This window comes from Sphingobium sp. HWE2-09 (assembly GCF_035989265.1).
Classification (GTDB): Bacteria; Pseudomonadota; Alphaproteobacteria; order Sphingomonadales; family Sphingomonadaceae; genus Sphingobium.
This window is the reverse complement of record NZ_JAYKZX010000001.1, coordinates 22890-44583: the sequence shown is the minus strand read 5'-3', so window position 1 is coordinate 44583 and position 21694 is coordinate 22890. Positions and strand designations below refer to the sequence as shown.

At 65.4% G+C, this 21694-nt stretch carries 19 protein-coding genes; 10 read left to right on the top strand and 9 right to left on the bottom strand.

All coding sequences use genetic code 11. The annotated features are described in order from the left end of the window. Window positions 1-119 precede the first annotated feature (119 nt). On the top strand, window positions 120-1235 hold the full coding sequence (locus tag U5A89_RS00190; protein WP_338159213.1) for a ThuA domain-containing protein: 1116 nt from the start codon (window positions 120-122) through the stop codon (window positions 1233-1235). Here U5A89_RS00190 and U5A89_RS00185 read toward each other — a convergent pair. The 7 genes from U5A89_RS00185 to U5A89_RS00155 are packed head-to-tail and all read right to left on the bottom strand — an operon-like array spanning window position 1216 to window position 8072. Continuing rightward, a complete protein-coding gene (locus U5A89_RS00185; RefSeq protein ID WP_338159212.1) occupies window positions 1216-2247 on the bottom strand; it encodes a UDP-glucuronic acid decarboxylase family protein in 1032 nt (343 codons plus the stop codon). The two genes, U5A89_RS00190 and U5A89_RS00185, sit on opposite strands and share 20 nt — an antisense overlap. Continuing rightward, a complete protein-coding gene (locus tag U5A89_RS00180) occupies window positions 2244-3224 on the bottom strand; it encodes a glycosyltransferase family 2 protein (protein ID WP_338159211.1) in 981 nt (326 codons plus the stop codon). Before U5A89_RS00180 ends, U5A89_RS00185 begins: the two co-directional genes overlap by 4 nt. Continuing rightward, window positions 3221-4318, bottom strand: a complete 1098-nt coding sequence (locus U5A89_RS00175) for a glycosyltransferase family 4 protein (protein ID WP_338159210.1) — start codon at window positions 4316-4318, stop codon at window positions 3221-3223. Before U5A89_RS00175 ends, U5A89_RS00180 begins: the two co-directional genes overlap by 4 nt. Further along, window positions 4315-5715 (bottom strand): lipopolysaccharide biosynthesis protein, encoded by a 1401-nt coding sequence (locus tag U5A89_RS00170; RefSeq protein WP_338159209.1) that lies wholly within the window; start codon window positions 5713-5715, stop codon window positions 4315-4317. The genes U5A89_RS00175 and U5A89_RS00170 overlap by 4 nt, the downstream gene beginning before the upstream one ends. Next, window positions 5712-6854 (bottom strand): O-antigen ligase family protein, encoded by a 1143-nt coding sequence (locus U5A89_RS00165; protein WP_338159208.1) that lies wholly within the window; start codon window positions 6852-6854, stop codon window positions 5712-5714. The genes U5A89_RS00170 and U5A89_RS00165 overlap by 4 nt, the downstream gene beginning before the upstream one ends. Next, the gene (locus tag U5A89_RS00160) at window positions 6821-7213 is read right to left on the bottom strand and encodes a hypothetical protein (RefSeq protein ID WP_338159207.1); all 393 of its coding nucleotides are present in this window, start codon (window positions 7211-7213) and stop codon (window positions 6821-6823) included. The genes U5A89_RS00165 and U5A89_RS00160 overlap by 34 nt, the downstream gene beginning before the upstream one ends. Then, window positions 7203-8072: a P-loop NTPase family protein gene (locus U5A89_RS00155; protein ID WP_338159206.1), complete on the bottom strand. Its 870-nt coding sequence runs from the start codon at window positions 8070-8072 to the stop codon at window positions 7203-7205. The genes U5A89_RS00160 and U5A89_RS00155 overlap by 11 nt, the downstream gene beginning before the upstream one ends. A gap of 321 nt (window positions 8073-8393) precedes the next feature. Here U5A89_RS00155 and U5A89_RS00150 point away from each other — a divergent pair, with 321 nt between their 5' ends. The 9 genes from U5A89_RS00150 (at window position 8394) to U5A89_RS00110 (ending at window position 19167) form a co-directional block, all read left to right on the top strand. Continuing rightward, on the top strand, window positions 8394-9827 hold the full coding sequence (locus U5A89_RS00150) for an undecaprenyl-phosphate glucose phosphotransferase (RefSeq protein WP_338159205.1): 1434 nt from the start codon (window positions 8394-8396) through the stop codon (window positions 9825-9827). Further along, window positions 9827-10924, top strand: a complete 1098-nt coding sequence (locus U5A89_RS00145; RefSeq protein ID WP_338159204.1) for a glycoside hydrolase family protein — start codon at window positions 9827-9829, stop codon at window positions 10922-10924. Before U5A89_RS00150 ends, U5A89_RS00145 begins: the two co-directional genes overlap by 1 nt. Then, a complete protein-coding gene (locus tag U5A89_RS00140) occupies window positions 10921-11562 on the top strand; it encodes a nucleotidyltransferase family protein (RefSeq protein ID WP_338159203.1) in 642 nt (213 codons plus the stop codon). Before U5A89_RS00145 ends, U5A89_RS00140 begins: the two co-directional genes overlap by 4 nt. Before the next feature lie 76 nt (window positions 11563-11638). Further along, window positions 11639-12616, top strand: a complete 978-nt coding sequence (locus U5A89_RS00135; RefSeq protein WP_338159202.1) for an NAD-dependent epimerase/dehydratase family protein — start codon at window positions 11639-11641, stop codon at window positions 12614-12616. Between the two features lie 16 nt (window positions 12617-12632). Then, window positions 12633-13553 (top strand): glycosyltransferase family 2 protein, encoded by a 921-nt coding sequence (locus U5A89_RS00130; protein WP_445190598.1) that lies wholly within the window; start codon window positions 12633-12635, stop codon window positions 13551-13553. Continuing rightward, window positions 13550-14302, top strand: a complete 753-nt coding sequence (locus tag U5A89_RS00125) for a polysaccharide biosynthesis/export family protein (RefSeq protein ID WP_338159200.1) — start codon at window positions 13550-13552, stop codon at window positions 14300-14302. The genes U5A89_RS00130 and U5A89_RS00125 overlap by 4 nt, the downstream gene beginning before the upstream one ends. Next, window positions 14299-16752 (top strand): methyltransferase domain-containing protein, encoded by a 2454-nt coding sequence (locus tag U5A89_RS00120; RefSeq protein WP_338159199.1) that lies wholly within the window; start codon window positions 14299-14301, stop codon window positions 16750-16752. Before U5A89_RS00125 ends, U5A89_RS00120 begins: the two co-directional genes overlap by 4 nt. After that, window positions 16745-17947: a DUF1972 domain-containing protein gene (locus tag U5A89_RS00115; protein ID WP_338159198.1), complete on the top strand. Its 1203-nt coding sequence runs from the start codon at window positions 16745-16747 to the stop codon at window positions 17945-17947. Before U5A89_RS00120 ends, U5A89_RS00115 begins: the two co-directional genes overlap by 8 nt. Beyond that, window positions 17944-19167, top strand: a complete 1224-nt coding sequence (locus tag U5A89_RS00110) for a glycosyltransferase family 4 protein (RefSeq protein ID WP_338159197.1) — start codon at window positions 17944-17946, stop codon at window positions 19165-19167. Before U5A89_RS00115 ends, U5A89_RS00110 begins: the two co-directional genes overlap by 4 nt. On the opposite strand, the gene fahA is transcribed toward U5A89_RS00110, so the two are convergent. Beyond that, a complete protein-coding gene (gene fahA / locus U5A89_RS00105) occupies window positions 19082-20374 on the bottom strand; it encodes a fumarylacetoacetase (RefSeq protein WP_338159196.1) in 1293 nt (430 codons plus the stop codon). The two genes, U5A89_RS00110 and fahA, sit on opposite strands and share 86 nt — an antisense overlap. Continuing rightward, window positions 20371-21690: a homogentisate 1,2-dioxygenase gene (gene hmgA, locus U5A89_RS00100; protein WP_338159195.1), complete on the bottom strand. Its 1320-nt coding sequence runs from the start codon at window positions 21688-21690 to the stop codon at window positions 20371-20373. The genes fahA and hmgA overlap by 4 nt, the downstream gene beginning before the upstream one ends. Window positions 21691-21694 lie beyond the last annotated feature (4 nt).

Genomic DNA, 21694 nt, shown 5'->3' with positions numbered 1-21694 from the left:
CGTTATCATTACTCTGAGCGATAGCGATGCATTTGGCAAGTCGCGAAGTGGAAACCAGATCCGCTTTCCGCGCGAGGCCAGGCAGGTTAGAAGGCACGGGATAAGCATGGGAGAGAGACATGAAAAGCTGTTATGCCGCGGCCGCTGCGCTGTTGATGGCGATGCTGCCGGTGGGGGCGATGGCGAAGCCCGTGACCGACTGTCCGTTGCGCGACGCGCCCTTTTCCGCCGAATCGCCGGTGATAGACATATTGCTAAGCCCGCCCGCGAAGGCCGCGCTGGAAGCGGCAGCACCCAAACTCCTCACCGTCCTTCCACCCCGCTTCTTTTCCACCGAAGCACCAAGTTTCGCGGCCATTTTGACGCTCAACGCGCTTGCCAAAATGAAGGCGCTGCCCGCCGATCGGCTGGCGGCGCTCGACAAGGCGCTGCGCGCCCTGCCGGTGACGCCGGCAGACAAGGTGGCCCGCTGCGTCCGTTATGATGACGACCGGCCCGACTTCACCCTGCCAAGCGGCAAGCCGCGCCTGCTGATCTTCGAGAAGATCAATGGCTATCGCGACGGCCCCTCTGTCGATGCCGCGCGCGCCGCTTTTCAGGCGATGGCGCAGCGCAAGGGGTGGGCCGTGGTGGTGAGCGACAAAGGGGGCGTGATGACGCCGTCGATCCTGCGCCAGTTCGATGCGGTCGTGTGGAATAATGTCAGCGGCGACGTGCTGACGCTGGCCCAGCGGGCGGCGTTCAAATCCTATGTCGAGCGGGGCGGCGGCTATGTCGCGGTGCATGGATCGTCAGGCGATCCGGCTACCTTCTGGCCCTGGTATACCGATATGTTGGTCGGCACGACCTTTGCCGGACACCCGATAAATCCGCAATTTCAGGATGCCAAGGTCGTGATCGAAGGGCGCGGCAACCCGATCGCGGCGGGCCTGCCGGGCGATTGGATGATGAACGACGAATGGTATAGCTTCACCACCAATCCGCGCGCCAACGGCTCCACCATCGTCGCGACGCTGGACGAAGCCAGTTACAAGCCGGGCGCGCTGGCGATGGGTGGGGACCATCCGATCGCCTGGACCCGCTGCGTGGGCAAGGGCCGGGTCTTTTATTCCGGCATCGGTCATCGCCCGCAAACCTATGCCGATCCCCATTATGTCACCATGCTCGAAAACGCTGTGGCCTGGGCGGCGTCGCGCCGGTCTGCCTGCCCGCCGGTCACGCCCCCAGCCGATTGACCGGATGGACGATTGGCAAAATGATGTCGCCCGGCATGGCGGGTGGCAGGCTGGGGCTGACCGCGCCGCTGAGCAAGGCGTCGAAATAGCCGATGGTGCGGCTCAGCCCTTCGCGCAGGCGCACCGTGGGTTCCCAGCCCAGCGCGTCGCGGGCGCGGCTGATGTCCGGGCGGCGCTGACGCGGGTCGTCGGCGGGTAGCGGCCGCATGATGAGCGGCGAGTCCGACCCGGTGAGCGCCAGGATCATCTCCGCCAGTTCGACCATGGTAAATTCGTCGGGATTGCCGATATTGATCGGGCCGGTCGTCATGTCGTCGCTGCCCATCAGACGGAGCAGGCCGTCGATCAGATCATCGACATAGCAGAAGGAGCGGGTCTGCGATCCGTCGCCATAAAGGGTGATGGGCTGGCCCAGCAGCGCCTGGCAGATGAAGTTGGAAACGACGCGCCCGTCCGCCGGGTCCATGCGCGGACCGTAGGTGTTGAAGATGCGCGCGACCTTGATCCGCACCCGTCCTTCGCGATGATAGTCGAAGAACAGGGTTTCGGCGCAGCGCTTTCCTTCGTCATAACAGGCGCGTGGGCCGATAGGGTTCACATGGCCCCAATAGTCCTCCGGCTGGGGGTGGATCGCCGGGTCGCCATAGACTTCGCTGGTGGAGGCTTGCAGGATCTTTGCGCCGGTGCGCTTGGCAAGGCCCAGCATGTTGATCGCGCCATGGACGCTGGTCTTGGTCGTCTGCACCGGGTTGATGCTATATTGCAGCGGGGATGCCGGGCAGGCGAGATTGTAGATTTCGTCCACCTCGACATAAAGGGGGAAGGTCACGTCATGGCGCATATATTCGAAATTGGGCCGCCCCAAAAGTTGCGTCAGATTGCTTTTCGACCCGGTGAAGAGATTGTCGACGCACAGCACGTCATGCCCCTGCGCCACCAGACGGTCGCACAGATGCGATCCGAGGAATCCGGCGCCGCCGGTCACCAATATCCGTTTGATGCCCCTGTTCATGACTGTTGCTCCTGTCCCTGCATGGTGGATGTGCGCGTGAAGATGGTGGCCGCCATCACGCCCAGATAGCGGCGGCTGAACCGCGCCATCGCGCGATAGTCGCGGTCGGGGCGCAGCCGACCGAGCAGGCTGAAGAGCAGCCAGCGGCTGGCGTAGCCGGTGAAGAGGATGGCGTCGTAGGCGATCCGCGCGATGGGGCCGCGCCCCTGACGGAAGAAGACGCGTGGCCCCTTATAGACGCTGGCCAGCACTTCCATCGAGGATTGGCGCGCGAAGCTGGCGCCATGATGATGGGTGATGCTCTGGCGCGCGGAATAGCGGATGCGCCAGCCAGCCTGCGCGACGCGATGGCATAGCTCCATATCCTCGCCGAACATGAAATAGGCGGGGTGGAAGATGGTGGGGCCGACGGCGGCGCGGCGGAAGGTGAGCGAGGCGCCCGATACCCAGTCGATTGGGCGGACGCCGGGCGGATCGTCGGCCAGATAGACGGCAGGCGGCGCCCAGTGGCGCGGGAGGATGGCGCCCAGGAACAGATAGTTCCAGGCGAGGTTGGTGAGCGTGGGGAAAGCGCCGCCCGATGCGCGCTGGAAACTGCCGTCGCTATTGCGCAGGCGGGAGCCGAGGATGCCGATGCGGGGGTCGCCTTCGATCTGCGCGAGCAAGGAGGCGATGGCATCGGGATCGACCACCGTATCGGGATTGAGCAGCATGACGAAGGGCGCGTCGGTCAATTCATAACCGATCTGACATCCTTTGGCGAAGCCGTGGTTGGCGCCGCTTTCGATCAGCCGGACCCAGGGAAATTGAGTGCGGACCATCGCGGCGCTGCCGTCGGCAGATGCATTGTCGATGACGATCGTTTCGACGCTCTCGTCGGGCAGGCCGGTGCTGGCGGCGATCGCTGCCAGACAATCGCGCAGCAGGTCGCGGACATTCCAGTTGACGATCAGGATGGCGAGCGTTGGCTGGCTCATGTCATCAGGCTCCGATAGAGGGTGGCATAGGCCGGGCGGAGCGCCGCCCAGTCGTAAGTCGCGCGGGCGTGATCCTGCATGACGCGACGCGTGCGCTCGGCGGGATCGGCGGCCATGCGGGTTAGGAGCGCTGCCAGCGCGCCGGGCGCTTCCATGTCGATCCAGCAGGCGGGATTGGGGATTAGCCAGCGGAAATGGGGGGCGTCATGGGTGATGACGGGCAGGCCGGATGCCGCGGCTTCCACGATGGCGAGGCCGAAGGCTTCGAACGTGGCGGCATGGGGCATGACGTCGGCCAGCGCGAACAGATCGGCCACTTCGCCGGTCGGGACATGGGTGACGCGCATCCGGTCGCCCAGGCGTGCGCGGGCATAGGCAGGCAGGTCCGGGTCGCCATGATCGAGGCTGCCGTCGAGCCAGAGCAAAGGGTCGCCCGCCATGCGCGCGACTTCATCGATCAGATGATGGGTGCGCTTATGCCCGCGATTGAGCGCGGCGACCGACAGGATGACGAAGCGATTGGGCGCGATGCCATGCCGGGCGCGTAGCGTGGTGCGATCGGCGCCGGGGATGAAGCGATCGGGCCGGTAGCCGCAAGGGACCAGCGTCATGGGCGTCGCGATACCCTGCATCACGGCATCGGCTAGTGTCGCTGCCGATATCTGATGCAGCCGGTCGCAAGGAGGGTAATCGCGCGGGGGCATGGCGGTGCCCTCCGTATAGAGAAGGCGGAATTCGAGACGCAGGGCGCGGCGCAGGTGGAACAGCAGGCGCGCCAGCGGCGGGTCGATGACATGGACGATATCGTAGCGGCCGCCGATCAGGTGCGGGAGCAGCGCCAGCGCGAAGGTGAGGCATTCGGCGTGCATCGGCGTGCGACCCATCAGCCGGTGCAGCGGCAGGTAGCGGATTGCCCGGCCACCGCGCGACAGGAAGGGCAAGACGATTTCATCGGCATGGCGCGGGCCGCCGCCCTTGAACAGGGTCATGGGAAAGTCGCCGCGCATTTCATCGAACAGATCACAGAACAGCCGTTCGAAGCCGCGCTGGACCAGGCCCACGCCGGGGCAGGCAATGGCGATGCGCGGGGTCATGTCGTGCCTCCGGCCATGGGGCGCCAGCGTGGGATGGTCCTGCCCAGCAGCAGCAGTAGCGCCAGCAGGACGAGGCCCGCTGTTGCGCCGCCTGCGAAGCTGCCCGCGATGGGGCTGGCGGCGATGAGCAAGGCTATGGCGATGGCGCTGCCGACGAGACCGACGACCGGTCGCCAATCGATCGCGATGCCGGTCGCGCGCTGCGCGATCGCGCTGACCGCCACCGTGCCGAGCGATAGTTCGACCAGCAGGCATCCCCAGGCGGCGCCCATCACGCCAAGCCGGGGCACGAGGATGAACAAGGCGGCGCATTGTCCAACGAGCGAGGCCAGGGTCAGCAGCATCGCCCGCCCCTGCCGCCCGGCGATGACGATCAGCGGGGCCATGGCGGTGGTGATCGCGCGGGCCAGCAACGTCCAGGCCATGAGTTGCAGCAGCGGCGCGCCGCGGGCGAAATCCGGCCCCATCAGCGCCATCAAGAAGGCCGCGCCGCCGTGGATGCCGGTGAACATCAGCGCCGCCAGAGCTGTGGAGGCCAGCAGCGTGGCCTGTTGCGTGCGGGCGCAGGCGGCAGGATCGCGCCGCCAGTCGCGCGCGATCAGGGGGAAGGCGGCGCTGGCGATCGCCTGCACCGCGACCAATACCGGCATGATGAAGCGGGCGGCGGCGGCATAGAGCGCCACCGCGCGCATATCCATGAGTTGGGCCAGCAGCAACGGCGCGAGCGCATCGTAGAGCAGGACCATCATCCCGGCGCAACCCAGCGGCACGGCCTGACGCGCCAGCCGGGTGGCGGGGCAACGCATGTCGCGGGTTTGCCGGATCGGCCCAGACCAATGCGCGACCAGCGCCGCTTGCGTAAGGCGCGCGATGGCGAAGGTTGCCACCAGTAGAGCCAGCGACGCGCGATGGAGGCTGGCGAGCGCCAGTAGGGGCAGCATCAACGCGACGCCTGCCAGTTCCGCGCCGATGTCCTTGTCCATCCGCAATGTGAGGCGCAGCGTCGCGCGCGCGGGTTGCAGCCAGGCCGTCGCCAGCACCGCGATGCTCCCGGCGCAACCCGCTAGGATGATCTCGCGGCCCTGCCCGGCCAACCACAGGATGGTCGGCAGGGCGATGGCGACGGCTGGTCCCTGGACGCGTTTGGCTCGCGCCAAGGCGTTTAATATCATCGCGCGACGCCGGGGTCGCCGGGCGCCATCGCGCACCGCCATGTCGGTCTGGCCGAAATCGACCAGCCATTCGGCCAGGCCGATGAGGCTGAGCAGTAGCGCATAGGCACCGAACATGTCTGGTCCGGCCAGCCGCGCGACGGCGAGTGCGGCGAGCATCCGGAAGGCCGACAGCGCGACCCGCCCGACGACCAGGCTGACGCTGCTATGGAGTAGCGCGCTCATGCCGGTTTCATGCCGCTATTGCGCCGTTGCCAGACGGCGGTTGCAACGATGATCGCGGCGATAATCCAGAATAGGCGCGCGCCGGGCATCTGGCGTAGAAAGAAGCTGCCGAACCCATCGAGCAGATTGGCGCATAGTCCTGCCAATGCGCCGACATTGAGGGCGTGCAGCAGCGGATTGGCGCAGCATCGCGCGTTGCGCCAGGCAGTGCGCAGCAGGATCAGCAGCGAGAGCAGGAAGATCGCCAGGCCGATCGTGCCCTGTTCGGCCCAGATCAGCAGATAGATGTCGTGCACCACCGGCCAGTTCGCGCCGAAGCTGCGATTGAGGCCTTCGACGCCGCCATGGATGGTGCGGCCGGGGAGATGTTGGACGAAGCTGTTGAGGCCGACGCCCAGGAGCGGATGGTCGCGCACCATGGCCCAGGCGACGCCCATCCAGTCCCAGCGGAAGTCGGTCGCCCCCGGATCGCTTTGGGCGAAGCGGCGCAGAATCGCGGGCGCGGCGGCCATGGCGCCAAGCAGAATGACCGGCAAGGCCAGGGCGATGCCGACCAGCGCCCTGCGCCGCGAGCGTCGATCGCGCAGCATCAGGGCGATGACGATCGGCACGGCCAGCGCGAAGGCCAGCCAGCCCGATCGCGACAAGGTCAGCAACAGCGCCAGCAGCGCGATCGCCAGCACAGCACTGATCGCCAGTTTCTTAAGGAACGGCAGGCGCGTTAGCAGCATCGCCAACAACATGGGGGCCAGCATGGCGATGAACCCGGCCAGGATGTTGGGATGGCCCAGCAAGCCGCCGATGCGAAAGGTCGCGCCGCCATCCATATAGGTTGCGCGATTGGCATATTCGAGCGTGGTCATCGTCGCCTCGCCCAGAAATTGCAGGCCGATATCGCCCTTTTTCGCATATTGCAGGAGGCCGACGCCTGCCTGCAGCAGCAGACCGCAGGCGAGCGATGCGAAGAGGTGGAGGAAACGGGGCACGCGGGTGAGTTCGCCCAGCAGCAGCAGGAACAGCGCCAGCGACTTCGTCATCTGCACCGCTTCGACCAGCGCCAGTTGGCGATAGGGACCGGTGATGGCGTCGATCAGGCCAAGCAGGATCATCGCCATCCAGCACAGCGCCACGGTGGGCATGGGCAGTGCGCCCTCCCCCGCGCCCGGTCGCGCCACTGGAACAGGAACAACGCCAGCAGGAACAGATCGACCGCTTCGATGCTATAGGCGCCCGCCCCGCCCATATGCGGCATGGGGTGGAATCGCTTGGCGACGCCCAAGGGTGCCGTCAGGCCGACGCCCCACAGGCAGGCGAGTTGGGGATTGCCGCTGGCCCAGAGCGCTCCGCCGAGCGCGATCATGCCGACCGCCGCCAGCGCGGGGCCGCGCGCGGCGGCGAAGCCTGCGGCTACGACCAGCGCCGCCGCCCCGCCCGCGCCCGCCGTCAGCAGGATGCGTCCGCCGGGCAGCGCAGAAGGACGGGCGACCTCAGCCGCCATGGGCCGATCGCGGCATGGGCACGGTCAGGATCAGGCCGACATCGGGCAGGCCGTTGGCGCGAAATGCATCGCGCGCCTGGGCCAGGCGGGGCATGGGCGAGCGCCCTTCCTCCGCCAGCGTCCAGACAAGCTCGGCGCGCGCCGCCAGCGCCAGATTGCGGCTGTCGGCCATGATGCCCCGCTGCTGGATCAGGATATGGTCGAACCGTTCGGCCAGAAACGGCAGCATCGCGGCGAGATGGTCCGGCCGACCGGTGGCGGGATGCTGGCCCGCGCCCAGCAGGATCATGTTCGGTCGGGCCAGCAGTCGCATCGTTTCGACCGCTGACCAGGGATCGCGCGGTCGGATGTCCGACAGGCCGGGCTTGCCATGCGCGCCGAGCAGGCTGCCGATACCATCGCCGCCCAGCGTCGCGTCGATCAGCAGCAGGCGCCCGCCCCGCTCATCTTGCAACATGGCCGCCAGCAGCAGCAGCGTGTCGTTGGCGACGTCGGTGTTGCACAGGGGGCTGAGCAGGACGGTGCGCGCACTGCCGATCCGGCGCGCCAGATAGCGATAGCTGCGCGATGCAGGTTCGACGGGCGGCTGCCCCCTGTCCAACGCCCGTGTTGCGGCTGCGCCGATGCGACGCGCACCTAGCGAGAGCCGGGCGAGCGACGTGGGCGTTGCCTGGCTCCCTAGGGCCGGGCGATCAGCAACGGGACGCCAGACTACGGCATAGCCGCGCGGCACCCGGGTCCAGCCTGCGCCGGGCCGCTGCACCAGCGACGCGTTGCAGCCCAGGCAACGGGAAAAGCCGATGCCGTCATTCCAGGCAGCCGCCGGATCGGCCCGGTGATGACCCAATATGCACAGCATCGGCGTGACCGCCCCCTCTTTTACATGGTCCGCACAGGACGACTGATCCGCTGACCGGACCGAATCGAAATAACGGAGATACGTAAAATAATATAACTGCGTCATCGCTTCGCAATCCGCGATATTGCGCCTGTCGCAAATTGGCACACCTAATATTAACTTGGTTAACTCATCTATCGACGTGTCGTTTTCTTTGGTTTGATTGACAAGTGATTCGGAGAATGATCGCAATTAATACGGAAAATGCAATTTTCTATATTATAGTTTTTCGTATTTTACATCATTTATTTCGATATTAACTTGTGATGGGAGCGTCAGGGTATGTCGATTTCCCAATGGGATGCCGATTTCAGGATGAACGGGCGATTCCAGCAGTTCGGTGCGCTGTTCGTGCGCCTGTGCCGGTTGATCGATACCGCGCTGATCCTGCTCTGCATGGCTTTGACGGCCGGGCCTTTGTCGATGCGATCGGCGATCATCGATGCGCTGCTGTGCGTCGCGGTGCTGGAACTGACGGCGTCCTTCTTTCACCTCAGCCGGTCGTGGCGGATCGTGCGCCTGCGCCATGAATTGGCCGATCTGACGGCGCATTGGACGATCAGCTTCCTGGGCGTGATGCTGTTGTTCGCGATGCTGGGCGATTTGCCGATGGCGCGGACGGCGTCATGGGCGCCCGCCGCGGCCTTATGGTATGGCGGATCGCTGATCGCCATCATTCTATTTCGCATCGGCGTGCGTCTGGCCCTGCGGGTGTGGCGCAGCGTGGGCCATGACCAGCGCAGCGCCGCGTTTATCGGGGCGACCGAAACCGCGCGGCGGCTGGGCGATGTGTTCGCGCGGCAGCGCTGGATGGGCATCCGGTCGATGGGCGTGTTCGACGATCGCCGCCCGACGAACGATCGCACCGTCGCCCTGCCCGGCCATGATTTTCACGGGTCCGTCGACCGGCTGTATGAACTGGCGCGATCGGGTGCGGTCAGCCGCATCTATGTAACGCTGCCGATGGCGGCGGAGCAGCGGATCAAGGCGATCCTGGACCGGTTCGGCGACACCACGGCATCGCTCTATTATTGTCCGCCGCTCTTCCGGCTGGATCTGGTCGGCGCGCGGTGGGACGATGTCTATGGCCAGCCGGTCGTCAGCATCGTGGAATCGCCGTTCGAAGGCTATTCCCGGCTGATCAAGCGGGCCGAGGATATGGTCCTGACGCTGATCGCCCTGCCGCTGATCCTGCCGATCGCGTTGCTGGCCGCGATCGCGATCAAGATCGATACGCGCGGCCCGGTCTTCTTTTCCCAGACCCGCTATGGGCTGGACGGTCGGCCCTTTCGTATCTGGAAATTCCGGTCGATGCGCGTGGCGCAGGATGAGGGCTTCGTCCAGGCGCGGCGGGGCGACGATCGCGTGACGCGCGTGGGCGCCGTCTTGCGGCGGACGTCGATCGACGAGCTGCCGCAGTTCATCAACGTGGCGTTGGGGACCATGTCGGTGGTCGGGCCGCGGCCGCATCCGGTCGCGCTGGATGACGCCTTTCGCCCGATCATCCGTCGCTATGCGGTGCGGCACAAGATCAAGCCCGGCATCACTGGCCTGGCGCAGGTCAGCGGCTGGCGCGGCGAGACGGACACCCACGATAAGATGGAGCAGCGGGTGGTCCACGATATCGACTATCTGCGCCGCTGGTCGCTGTGGCTGGATTTGCAGATATTGGCGCGCACGGTGCTGGTGCCGTTCGTGCAGCGGAATGCGTTTTGATGCGGGGCGTCACATCCTCTTTCGCGCTGGCCTGGCTGACCGCCTGTGCCGATCCCGCACCGCCGCCGGATTTGCCGCGTGCCATGCCGGGCTGGACGGTCAGCCGCGATGCGCCGGTGATTGCCGCGGGATCGCTGCGTGCAATGGGGCTGTGGAACGACCCCAGCCTGCTGCGCACGGCGGATGGCTATGTGCTCTATATGACGACCAGCACCGGCGCGCCGTTCGCGCCGCCAGTGCTGCCGTTCCGCGCCGTGTCGCGCGATGGCGCGCATTGGACTTTGTCTCCTGACACGCCGCTGCTTTCGCCCGCGGGCGGCCCTTATGCCAGTATCGAGACGCCCAGCGTCGCACGCTTTGCGGGGCGGTACTGGATGGCCTTTACCGGGGTCTATGCCGACCCCGATCCGTCGCCGATGGCGATCGGTCTGGCGGTTTCCGTCGACGGTATCGACTGGCGAATAGCCCGCTGGACTTTGCTCAAGGCGACCGGTGGGGCGCGCGACTGGAACGGCTATCTGGTGGCGGAGCCGGGGCTGGCGGTGCGGGGCGACGAGATGTTGCTTTATTTCTCCGCCGTGGGCGCGCGGGAGGGCGGCGGGCCGCCGCTGCAATCGATTGGGCTGGTCCGGTCGCGCGATGGCGTGACCTTCAGTCCGCCGACGCAGGTGCTGACGCAGGGACCGCTTTATCCGGCCGCGCAGGGCTATGCCGGTTATGCGTCGCCTGCTGCACTGGCCGAGGCGGATGGCGTCGATCTTTTCTACTCGGTGGCGCATGAGCAGAAAGGCGCGGACCCGGCCTGGCAGCAGGTGGCGATCCACCATGCGCGGTCCGCCGATGGCGTGCATTTCCAGGAAGACCCTGCGCCGCTGCTGACGCGCGCCAGCACGCAGTGGACCGATGGCGAGATATTGGCCCCCGGTCCCTTGCGGGACAGCGATCGGATCAAGCTCTGGTTCGGGGGGCATGTCGCCCGGTCCCGGCTTGGCCCGCTGATCCAGCGCGGCGTGGCCGGGCCGGAATTCGGCATCGGCCTCGCCACCCTTCCCCTCGACCAGTTCATGCCAACCAAGACGAAAGGAACCGACAGATGAAAGTCGTCATATTATGCGGCGGGCAGGGCATCCGCGCCTTTCCCTTCACCACCTATCTGCCCAAGCCGATGCTGCCATTGGGCGGCACGCCGGTGCTGGTCCATGTGATCAAGAATTTCATTCGCCAGGGCTTTCATGAATTCATCCTGGCGGCAGGATATAGGCAGGATGTTCTCCACGATTATTTCGAGGGGAAGGATATCGGCGCCAGCGTCAAGATCGTCGATACCGGGGAGAATGCCGATACGGGGCGGCGCATCTGGAATTGTCGTCATCTGATCGACGGCCCCTTTATCGCGACCTATGGCGATGGGCTGTCGGACGTGCCGTTGGCCGATGTCGTAGCGTTTCATCACGGTCATAATGCGCGGCTGACGATCACGTCGGTGCCGATGGTGTCGCAATATGGGGTGTTGTCGGTCGAAGATGACGGCGCGATCGCGCGGTTCGCGGAGAAGCCGCTGATCGCCGATTATTGGATCAATGCGGGTTTCATGGTGATGGACCCGGCCATCTTCAGTGACTGGCAGGGCGACAATCTGGAGCGCGATATCATCCCGCCGCTGATCGCGCGGGGGACGCCTTCACCTATCGCCATGACGGCTTTTTCAAGTCGTTCGACAGCTACAAGGATGTGATCGAAGCGGACGAACTGCTGGCAGGGGGCATGCCGCCGCCCTGGATCGGCCATCAGAAACCAGAGGAGCGCGCGGCATGAGCGGCTTCTGGAAAGGCAAGACCTGCCTGGTCACCGGCGCGACGGGATTTCTGGGCGGAAGCCTGGTCGCGGAATTGCTGGCGCAGGGGGCCGAAGTCGTGGCGCTGGTGCGCGACATGGTGCCGCAGTCGCGCTTCCAGGCCGATGGCCTGGCAACCCGCGCCAAGGTGGTGCGTGGCGCGCTGGAGGATTATGACGTCATCGAACGGGCGTTGAACGAATATGCGGTCGATAGCGTGTTTCACTTGGGCGCGCAGGCGATCGTCGGCGTCGCCAATCGCAATCCGCTCTCCACCTTCGAAGCGAATATCAAGGGCACATGGGTGCTGCTGGAGGCGTGTCGCCGGGTGGCGACGGTCGAGCGGATCGTCATTGCCTCGTCCGACAAGGCCTATGGGGAGCATGACAGCCTGCCCTATCAAGAGGATTTCGCGTTGCAGGGGCGCCATCCCTATGACGTGTCGAAAAGCTGCGCCGACCTGATCGCACTCAGCTATGCGCAGACCTATCGCCTGCCCATCGCCATCACCCGCTGCGGCAATCTGTTCGGGCCGGGCGATCTTAACAGCAATCGCATCGTGCCGGGCACCTGCATCGCCGCGATCGACGGGGCGCGGCCGGTCATCCGGTCGGATGGGTCGCCGGTGCGCGACTATGTGTTCGTCGAGGATATCGTGCGCGGCTACCTGTTATTGGCCCAGCATATGGGTGACGAGGGCGTGGTGGGTCGCGCCTTCAATTTCGGGACGGGCGAACCGGTAAGCGTGCTGGACCTTACCCGCCGCACGCTGCTGGCAGCCGGGCGTACCGACCTGGAACCCGATGTGCGCAATCATGCCCATGGCGAAATCCAGGCGCAATATCTGTCGTCTGCCTTGGCGGCGCAGAAGCTGGGCTGGTCGCCGGGCGCGGGGTTGGACGAGCGGCTGGGACAGACCTTCCTCTGGTACAAGGCGCACCGCCATTTCTTCTGAGCGCATCTTAGTGGGGGTGCCCACCTATAACCGCCCCGACTATGTGCAGGAGGCGGTGGAGAGCCTGCGCGCGCAGAGCTTCCGCGATTTCCGCGTGGTGGTGAGCGACAATGCGTCGCCCGACGGCGTGGGGGCCGCCGTACGCGCCTATGTGGAGGGGCTGGGCGACCCGCGGTTCCGCTTCGTCCAGCAGGCGCGGAATGACGGCGAATATGGGCAGGGTCGCTATTTGTTCGGGGAAGCGGGCGACGCAGAATATTTCTGCATCCTGCATGACGATGACGTCTTGTCTCCTCACTATCTTGAGCGGGCGGTCGTGGCGCTGGATGGCGCGCGCGATGCGACGCTGTTCGTCGCCAATCCGTGGCTGATGGATGCGGCGGGTCGGCCATCGCATGATCGGACGCGGGCGTATGTGCGTGACCATCGGCGTAACCGGCGGGCTGGCCGCTTTCCGGTTTTGGAGACGCATATGGGCAGTGGTTTTACGCCCATTTCCGGCACGGTCTTCCGTACCGATGCGCTGCGTCGATCGGGCTTTGTCGATGACGACTGTTCCGGCAATTTCCCGTTCGAGCTGAATATCTTTACGCGACTGGGTGATATGGGCGCGGTCGGCTGGTTCGATCCCGATACTTTGCTGGGCTTTCGCTATCATGCCGGGCAGTTGCGCAACACGCTGGGTTTGATGGGTAATCCCCAGGTGGTCGAGACGATGCTGCGGATCCTGGAGCGGCGTCGTTACAGCGGCGCGCCGGAACGGCGGCGGCGGGCGATCGTCGCCCGGCTGCATCGCGCGCGGGCGCAGATGGCGGTGGATCAGGGAAATCCCATCGCCGCGCGCGCTGCGCTGGGCGCGGCTTGCGCCGCCAACCCGCTTTCGCCGCGCGCCTGGACGATGCGGGCGCGATTATTGCTGACGGGAGGACGGACATGAGCCTTGCGCCGCGCATCAGCCTGTTTACGGCGTTGCTGCCGATCTCCATCCTGCTGGGCGCCTGTTCGCCAAGCCTGCGCACGCCGCAGAGCATCGTCGCCGCGCCGGAGGTGATCCGGTCCACGGCGCGCTATGAAGCGGCCTATCTGCTCGGTCCCGGCGACCAGTTGGACATCATGGTCGACCATATGCCCGAATTGTCGCGCAGCGCGACCGTGCGCGTCGATGGCATGGTGACGTTGCCCCGATCGGGCGACATCGCGGTCGCAGGTCTCACCCCGATGGCGGCGGCGGACGTGGTGCGGGAGAGGCTGCTGGCGCGGGTGCGCGATCCGCAGGTGAGCATTGCCGTTGCCAATCCGCGCGAGGCCAAGGTCTTCGTCGCGGGCGAGGTGAACCGGCCCGGCGCGGTGGCGCTGCGCGACGCGCCAACCGCCGCACAGGCGCTGATCCTGGCGGGGGATGCGGGCAAGGGGGCGGCGCTGTCCAATGTGGCGCTGATCCGGCTGGATGAGAGCGGCCATCTGACCGCCCATATCCTGCGCAGTGGTGGGCGTGGCCATGCGGGCATGATGCTGGCGTTGCAGAATGTGCCGCTGCGTCCCGGCGACATCATCGTCGTGCAGGAAAGCAGCGGCGCGCGGTTCGCTCGCTTTCTCCAGACCTATGTCAACGCACCGCTGGGCGGCCTGACCGCGCTGATGGCGCCTTATGTCCAGTTGCGCCTGTTGCAGGAGATCGACCGATGACGCCCCCTGCACCCGAAGCCGTGCCTTACCGCCCGGAGGCCGACAGCTTCGATTTCCGCCGGGCGGGCCATATCGTCGCCTTTGCGGTTGCAGGGCATCGTCGCCTGATCCTGGCCGTGACCTTGCTGACGCTGGCGCTGGTGAGCCTCTATATCATCGTCTGGCCGCCGGTCTATTCGGCCAGCGTCACCCTGTCGGCGGTATCGGACGACGATCGCCAGCGGGAGAGCTTCTATGACGACTGGGCCGTGTTTCGCCACATTGCGCTGAAAGACGAAATGATTCTGGCGACGTCCGGCCCGGTTTTGAAGCAGGTGATCGCCGATCTTAATCTGGGCTATGGCGACGTCTATCATCCGCCGCTGCGATATATGACGGGGCTGTGGACGCAAAGCTGGCCCGGGCGCGCTTGGCGGGGAACGAAGGCGGCGCTGTTTCCGACTGCGCCATCGCCCTATGTCGCGACGGAAAGGGAGGTGGAGCGCGCCCGGACGCTGGATGATTTCCGCACCGGGGTGGCGATGACGCAGCTGCCCGACAGCCATATCGGCCTGCTGACCGTGCGCGGCCCAAGCCCGCGCGTGGCGCAGATCGCCGACAGGGTCGCCGCCACCTATATCGCGCAACGCCGCGCCCGCTTCGCCAGCGAAGCGCGGCAGGCTTATGCGTCGCTCCAGACCGAGGCGGACCGTGCCCGTGCCGACCTGCGCGCGCTCGAAACGCGGATGGAGCGCTATTACACGCAGAACGACATGCTGCTGATGTTCGAAAAGGACAAGGTCGAGATCGGCCAATATCTGAGTCAGCAAGGCGAACTGGACGCCAAGCGCACGGCGATCGCAGCGGGGCAGAGCGAACTGGCGACCGTCACCGCGCAGCTGGCGCGGGAGCCGAAGGATATAGTGGCGAGCCAACTGGTCCAAGATAATCCGGTGACGGCCCAACTGAAACAGGAGCAGGCCAAGCTGGTCGCCGCGCGTGACGCGCTGCTGGTGCATTATCGCCCGGAATCCCCCGACGTGCGCGACATGGATGCGCAGATTGCGGCGATCGGACGGCAACTGGCGGGCCAGCCCAGGCGCGGGGTGCAGCAGAGCAGCATCGCGCGCAATGGCGGCTATGACGCGCTGCGCGCGCGCAGGGCGGCGCTGGAAGCGCAGTTGGCGGGCGATCGCGCGAGCCTGATCGCGCTGTCGGCGGAGGGCGCGGCGCGGCGCGGCGTGATCGACCGCATTCCGCAGAAGATGAAGGACAGCCATGATCTGGGCCGGACCCATGATGTGCTGGAAAAGACCTATCTGGCGTTGCAGGACAAGTTGATGACCGCGGCGGTCACGGCCGCCACCGCCCAGTCGGCGCCGTCGGCCATTCAGATCGTGGAAGGCGCGGCCCTGCCCGACAAGCCGGATGCGCCGCAGACCAAAATGCTGCTGATCGCCGCGATCATCATGGGCCTAGGCGCAGGCGTCGTCGCGGCGGTGCTGGTCGACATCGTCCAGGATCGCGCCAACCGGTTCCGCCTGAGCCAGCCGGACGCGCCGTTTCCGCTGATCGCCGTCGTCGGACAGGATCCGGCCTATGTCCGCCGCCTATTCGACCTGCCCTCCCCCACCCGCATGAGAAGGCGTAGATCCATGAAATATCACATATTGAGCGCCACCCGATCCCTAGGCCTGCTGCCCATGTTCGATCGCATGGCGTTCCTGCGCAAGCGGGCGCGGGCGGCGCGTGGCAATCGCGCCTTTCGCGTGCGGCATCCCGATTTCGCAGTGCCTCCCGAAGACCTGGCTTTCGACGCCTATAACAAAGTCGATTGGGTGGATTATCATGACATGGGGCTGGCCCATGCGGCATTGTTCGCACGGTTGATCCGCACCCATCTGCCAGATGCGCCGTCCCTGCGCGTGCTGGAATGGGGTTGTGGGCCGGGGCGGTTGATCCGGCATATGCCTGCGCTGTTGGCCGGGCGGTCGCCCGAACTGACCGGCAGCGACTATAATCCCGCGACGATAGACTGGTGCCGCGATCATCTGCCCGGCATCGCCTTCGCGCTCAATGGGCTGGCGCCGCCCCTGCCCTTCCCCGACGGCAGTTTCGATGCGGTCTATAATTTTTCGGTCTTCACCCATTTGTCGCAGGACATGCATCGGGATTGGACCGCCGAACTCCACCGGGTGTTGCGGCCCGGCGGGTTGATGATCGCGACCACCCATGGCGATCATTATCGCTATCTGCTGACCCAGAGGCGCGAGGCGGAAGCCTATGACCGCGGCGAGATCGTCACCCAGAGCCGGTTTGCCGAGGGCAAGAAATGGTATTTCGCCATCCATCCCCCGGCCTGGGTCCGCAGCCATCTGCTCGCTGCGTTCGAGCGGGTCGAGCAGGTCCGGCCCGGTCTCGACGCGCGCATGACGCAGGATGTCTGGCTGGGGTTCAAGCCCCATGGCTGATCCCGCCCGCCCCTTGCGCATCGCGATCATCGGCGATCGCGGCATCCCCGCCCGCTATAGCGGCTTTTCCACGCTGGTGGAGGAACTGGCGGTGGGGCTGGTGCGCGACCATGGCATGGACGTGACCGTCTATTGCCGCAGCCAATATTATGTGGCGCATCCACCCGTTTGGCAGGGGGTGCGATGCCGTTACCTGCCAGCGCCGGGCGGCAAGAGTTTCGAGAGCATCGTGCATAGCAACCTGGCCGTGCTGGACGCGGCTTGCCGGGATTTCGACCTCGTCTTCCTGGTCGATCCGGGCAATGGCCCTTTCATTCTGCCGCTGCGCGCACGGGGCGTGCCGGTGGTGATCCATACCGACGGGCTGGGATGGCAACGGCGCAAATGGAATGCAGTCCAGCGGCGCTATTATAAGTGGTCCGAATGGGTCAGCGCGCGCCTCGCCAACTGGCTGGTCACGGATTCGCGCGCGATGCAGGATTATTATGCGCGCGAATATGGCGCGGGATCGACCTATATCCCCTATGGCGGCGCGGTGGGCGATCTGCCGGACGATGCGGCGCTGGCCCGTTATGGCGTTACGTCGGGCGACTATTATCTGGTCGTCGCGCGGATGGAGCCAGAGAATAATGTCGACCATATCATCCGCGAATATCGCGCATCGGGGCTCGCCAAGCCGCTGATCGTTGTCGGATCGGTGCCCTATGACAGCGCCTATGCCCGCGCCGTCGCGGCCGAGGATGACGGGCAGGTGCGCTGCGTCGGCGGGGTGTTCGAGTCCGCGGCCCTGAACGCGCTCTATCGCCATTGCGCCGCCTATCTGCACGGGCATGAGGTGGGCGGGACCAACCCGAGCCTGTTGCGGGCGATGCATTGGGGGGCACCATGCGTGCCGATCGACGTGATCTTCCACCGGGAGAATGTGGGGCCGGATAATCCCTATTTCCGCAAGGATGCGGGCCATCTCGCGGCGATTTTGTGCGATCTGGACGCCAATCCGGCGCGCCGCGTGTCACTCGGTCGGGCGGCGCAGGCGCACGCCGCGGCCACCTTTCGCTGGGATGCGGTGATCGACGCCTATGCCGCGCTGTTTGAGCGGCTGATCGCGCTGAAGGCGGCGGGGCAGCGGCCGTCCAGTGCGCTGATCGGTGAGACATATGCACCGGATCGTTCGTCGCCCGCGAAGGTGGCATGAAGATCCTGCACGTCTTCAACCGGCATCGCGGCGGTGGCGGGGCGGACAATGCGTGGGACGCGACGATCGCGCTGTCACGGCGTCGGGGGTTGGACGTGGCGATCTTCGAACGGGATAGCCGCCATCTGGCGCCGGGTCTGGCGGGGAAGGTCAGCGCTTTTGCCCATGGGCTTTACCCGGTCGATACGCTGCGCGCCTTTGCCCGGCGGCTGGCGCAGGAGCGGCCCGACATCGTCCATAGCCATGAACTCTACCCTCTGCTGACCCCCTGGCTGCTCACGCTCTGCGCACGGGCGGGGGTTCCGGTGGTGCATAGCTGCTATGATTTCCGTATCACCTGCCCCATCGCCACGCATCATGATGGCGTCGGCGTCTGCACGCGCTGCATCGACCAGGGTGCGCAACAGGCTTTGCGGCGCAATTGCCGCGGCAGTTTGCCGGAAAACGCGGCCTTTGCGCTGCGTCATGCGGTGGCGGATGGGCGCGGTCTTTATCGTCATGTCAGCCGCTTCATCGTGTTGACCGATTTCAGCCGCGGCTGGCTGCATCGCCAGGCGGGTATCCCGATCGAGCGGATCAGCGTCAATGAATGCGCCATTCCCGCTGCGCCCGACCCGGTCGATCCGGCACAGGGTGGCTATTTCGCCTTTGCCGGGCGCTTCGTGCCGGAAAAGGGGCTGGCGGTGCTGATCGAGGCAGCGCGCATCAGTGGGCTGCCGGTCCATGTCGCCGGGCCGAAGGGCAACGACCCGGCGCCGTTACGGGCGCAGGGCGTGGCGGTGACGATCACCGATGGCCCGGAATTGCTTGCGCGCTTTTATCGCGGGGCGCGGGCATTGGTGGTGCCGAGCCTGTGGTTCGAAACCTTTGCCATCGTCGCGGCCGAAGCCATGGCGCATGGGGTGCCGGTGATCGCATCGCGCATCGGCGCGCTGAACGATACGGTGCGCGAGGATCGGACGGGTCTGCATTTCGTGCCCGGCGACGCGGAAGACCTTGCCCGGCAGATGCGCCGGATGTGGGATGATCCGGCGCTCTGTCGCAGGCTGGGGGCAGCGGGTCATGCCGATGTCGTGGCGCGTTTCAACGAAGATGCGCATTTCGCGCGGCTGGTCGCCGCTTATGACGCGGCGCTCAAAGCGCCGGTGTCACCATGGCGCGACATTCGCCAAAGCCGATCGGGACGAAACCGGATGCCGACGCCGTCGCCCGCAGAATGATCTCGTCGCCATCCTCCAGGAAAGTGCGGGTTTCGCCGCCGGGGAGCGCTATCGGTTGCTTGCCGCCCATCGACAATTCCATCAGGCTGCCATAGCCCGACGCATCCGGCGCGGAAATGGTGCCGGTGCCGAGCAGATCGCCGGGATTGAGGTTGCAGCCGTTCGATGCGTGATGCGCCAGGATTTGCTGTACGGTCCAATACATGTTGCTGGCCGGGCCGTGGCTGAGCGGCATGGGTGCGTCGCCGCGTGTGCGCATGGCTGCCGTCTGGATCAACACTTCGAGCGTGAGGCCGAGCGCGCCATGCGCCTGGTCCGCAGCGTCGGACAGATAGGGCAAGGGGTCGGGATCGTCCTGCGGCCGGGGCGATTGGGCGATGCGGAAGGGCGCCATGGCTTCGGCGGTCACGACCCAAGGGGAGATGGTGGTTTGGAAATTCTTCGCCAGGAAGGGGCCGAGCGGTTGATATTCCCATGCCTGGAAATCGCGTGCCGACCAGTCGTTGAGCAGGCAGAAGCCTGCAATATGGTCGGCCGCCTGTGCGATCGGGATGGGCGTGCCCAAGGCGTTGCCGGGGCCGATCCAGACGCCCAGTTCCAGTTCATAGTCGAGCCGGGTCGAAGGACCAAACAGCGGCGCATCAGCCTCTGGCGGTTTGCGTTGACCCGAAGGGCGGCGCATCGGTTCGCCGGACGGGCGGATCGACGAAGCGCGGCCGTGATAACCGATCGGCACATATTTATAATTGGGCAGTAATGGATTGCCCGGACGGAATTGCCGCCCGATATTATTGGCGTGGTGGATGCCGACATAGAAGTCCGTATAGTCGCCGATGCGCGCGGGCAGATGCATGTCGCACCCTGCCGCTTCATGCAGATGCGGCTGCACTGTCGCTTCCATCACTGGGTCGCTGAGCAAGGCGCTGATGGCGCGCCGCAGGCTTTGCCGCTGGGTTGCGGGCAAGGCGAACAGCGTATTCAAATCCTTATCCTGCAAGGTGTCGCCCGCCATCGGCAGCATCGCATCTAGGCCGGACAGGTCGAGAATATGGTCGCCGATGGCAACGCCGATCCTGGCCTGTCCATCCGGCGGCGAAAAGACGCCGAAGGGCAGGTTCTGGATCGGGAAGTCGCCATGACCATGGGCGCTGTCCACCCAACTGGTGCGGGTGGGATCATGGGTTTCGTCGGTCGTCCACCAGCTCATGCGTCATTCCCATCTGTCGGCACATCTGCCTTGCGAAACCCTGACCAACATGCGTCGTAATCGCTTTGAAGCAGGGGCGTTTCCATCGCCCAGCGCGTAGGTGCGAACGGCAGGCGGCTTTCGAACATGAAGGCCATCATGTCCTCGATCTTCTGCGGCGCCAAGGTAGCGGCGACGGCCTGGTCGTGGCTCGCGAGGTCCGGCCCGTGGGCGGACATCATATTGTGGAGACTCGCGCCGCCCGGCTCGAAGCCACCGGCCTTGGCATCATATTCACCGGTGATCAGGCCCATAAACTCGCTCATGATGTTGCGGTGGAACCAGGGCGGACGGAAGGTGTCTTCCGCCACCATCCAGCGCGGAGGGAAGATCACGAAGTCGATATTGGCGGTGCCAACGCTGTCGCTGGGCGATGTCAGCACGGTGAAGATCGATGGGTCGGGATGATCGTAGCTGACCGTCCCGATCGTATTGAAGCGCGTCAGATCATAGCGATAGGGCACAACATTGCCATGCCATGCGACGATATCGAATGGGCTGTGGTCCAGCATGGTTGACCAGAGTTGACCCTGATATTTCTGCACCAGTTCGCAAGCGCGATCGACATCCTCGAAGGCGGCGACGGGCGCTTCGAAATCGCGGACATTGGCGAGGCCGTTGGAGCCGATCGGTCCAAGGTCCGGCAGGCGAAAGAGTGCGCCGTGATTTTCGCAGACATAGCCGCGCGCCATGCCGTCGAGCAGGTCCACGCGAAAGCGCATCCCGCGGGGGATGAGGGCGATCTGGAGCGGGGCGACGGTCAGGATACCCATTTCCGTGACGATCCGCAGCCGCCCCTGCTGCGGGACGATCAGCCATTCGCCGTCTGCGCAGAAGAATGCGCGATCGATCATCGAGCGGTTGGCGGCGTAGAGGTGGATGCTGGCACCGACGCCTTGGGTGACGTCGCCATTGACGGCATAGGTGATGAGGCCGTCGATGAAATCGACCTCACCGTTCGGCATATCGAGCGGGTTCCAGCGCAGGCGTTTGGGCGAAGCCATAGCGTCGGCCGAGGGCGCGCTACTCAGCAGGCGCGCGCCTTCCAAAAGCGCGAAGGGCGGATGCATCGCGCTGGGCCTCATTCGATAGAGCCAGCTACGTCGGTTCTCATGCCGCGGCGCGGTGAAGGCGGTGGCCGATAATTGTTCGGCGTAGAGGCTATAGGGCACGCGCTGCGGCGAATTACGGCCAACCGGCAGCGCACCTGCGATTGCCTCGCTCGCATGATGATTGCCAAAACCGCTCAGCATCGACGGCTCGATTGTCTTGTCCATCGTT